This is a genomic window from Yersinia sp. 1252 StPb PI, assembly GCF_048593885.1.
Taxonomy (GTDB): Bacteria; Pseudomonadota; Gammaproteobacteria; order Enterobacterales; family Enterobacteriaceae; genus Yersinia; species Yersinia enterocolitica_E.
The window spans coordinates 1-1,633 of the sequence record NZ_JAZGQE010000355.1; the positions used below are offsets into that span (position 1 = coordinate 1).

Genomic DNA, 1,633 nt, shown 5'->3' on the forward strand with positions numbered 1-1,633 from the left:
CTGTTTTAATTTCATCTGTCATACATCACCTCATCTAGTGGTCTTATTGCTGCCACCGGTTAAGTGGCAGGGGTAAGGTCACTGGGATGACTCTGCAATCCACTGGCGCAAATACTTACGACTAAGCCATGACTGTTTGATGTAGCATGTGCGAGCCAAAGTGCCGCGCTCATGCTGAGCTGACAGGGCGCGATACTTTGCATAATCAGCAGCGCACTCATTTGCAAAAAGTTCAGGTGTGGTCATCATTCATTCCTCATTTGTAGCCAGCAAATTACGTGTGATTTTTTCTCTTAACCTGCATGCGAATACTTTCGCATCAGTGGAATTGCAGTGAAAAATCTCTGCCATCTCCTTGTTACCAACAGACGAAAACTCCAGGCTTCTTTGCATCTGATTCTCAGCAAATTTATCAACCCCTCTTGCTTCGGCCTCCGCTAATTCAGTTTCGGATAACATCATTCATTCCTCATTTACCCGCCAATAAAAAAGGCCGCGTTATGCGACCCAACTGCTACTCTGCTAATAATCCCGCTACAACTTTTTGCGCAACCTCAACTGCTTCGCTTAGTTTTTCCTTTCTTTCGGTTAGAACTTCACGCTGAGTTAGCAATGCTTCATAAAGAAAGTCGATGTCTGCCGTGGCATTAATTGAAATGTTGTTTCCTATGGCTATAACTAATTCAAGTCCGTACTTTTCTCGCTGGCTAATGACATGATTAACTCGGTCTAGTCGGTAATTTATGGACTGAACTTCTTGAAGTAATTTATTAAGTTCCATTCTCTTACCCCTTAACTATGTGGTGGGCTTCTAAATAAGCGGTATGCTTTTACCGCGCATCTTCTGACGAGCGTTTACTTGCTGGTCGTAGTTGCCGCGAATTTTCAGATTGGCGCGTTGGCGTTTCTCTGATGCTTTCTCAGCCAGTGCCCCGTAAAACTCCGCCGCTTTCTCTATCTGAGCTTTATATTCGAAGCTGATAGGCTTAATAGCGCTTTCTATGCGCCAGTTTGGCTTGCAGTTTAATCGCAGAGTAGGGCGCTTAACTTCGCGTGACTCTGGTTCTACGATGCCGTGTTGTGCGTTGTATGCTGTTGTGAGAGCCAAGCGCTTATCGTTACGGCGCTGTCTGGCGTTGTCATAACCTTGATGAGCCATGGTGTTACCTCCAGTTAATAACTTCACTAATGCCGCCTGAATTAAGCGGCATGATGAAATAACTAAAGGGAGATTGGAGACAGCTTCATATAACGCTGCTTAGGATTGATGACGCTAGTAGCTGGGCGTCCTTTGTATGAAAATTCGGTTTTAGTGTGACCAACGAAAGTGCGACCAAAGTAGACTGGATTTCCAGAAGCGCGCACGGTGACCTTAAGTAATTTAGTATTCATAAAACCTCCTGTATGAGTTTTGGTGATGCGGTGGACAGTGCCGATCTCTGTCTGGGCTGTGACTGCATTTGCAACCATCAGCCTCTACAGCAAGATTTTCACCACATCCCAAAACTCATTCGCTTTGGTTGTTTTGCACTTTTCAGCGCTGTTATCTTAAAGAACACTTCCTGTCTTACTTTTGGCGTCCTGCCGTGTTGATGGATTTAATATACTCACAAGTAAATTATCTGTCTATAGG

General features: G+C 44.6%; 5 protein-coding genes. All 5 read right to left on the reverse strand.

The window, feature by feature from the left end; genetic code table 11:
* Positions 1 to 78 precede the first annotated feature (78 nt).
* The 5 genes from V2A85_RS23510 to V2A85_RS23530 are packed head-to-tail and all read right to left on the reverse strand — an operon-like array spanning position 79 to position 1,392.
* Positions 79 to 249, reverse strand: a complete 171-nt coding sequence (locus V2A85_RS23510) for a hypothetical protein (protein ID WP_420072532.1) — start codon at positions 247 to 249, stop codon at positions 79 to 81.
* Positions 250 to 462 carry a hypothetical protein gene (locus V2A85_RS23515; protein WP_420072533.1) on the reverse strand — a complete coding sequence of 71 codons (213 nt, stop codon included), beginning with the start codon at positions 460 to 462 and terminating at the stop codon, positions 250 to 252.
* A 52-nt stretch (positions 463 to 514) separates the two neighbouring features.
* Entirely contained in the window at positions 515 to 781 is a 267-nt protein-coding gene (locus V2A85_RS23520) for a hypothetical protein (protein WP_420072534.1), read from the reverse strand.
* A gap of 30 nt (positions 782 to 811) precedes the next feature.
* Complete coding sequence (locus tag V2A85_RS23525; protein WP_420072535.1) at positions 812 to 1,186, reverse strand: hypothetical protein; 375 nt, start codon at positions 1,184 to 1,186, stop codon at positions 812 to 814.
* A gap of 35 nt (positions 1,187 to 1,221) precedes the next feature.
* Positions 1,222 to 1,392 (reverse strand): hypothetical protein, encoded by a 171-nt coding sequence (locus V2A85_RS23530; protein WP_155407348.1) that lies wholly within the window; start codon positions 1,390 to 1,392, stop codon positions 1,222 to 1,224.
* Positions 1,393 to 1,633: the final 241 nt, after the last annotated feature.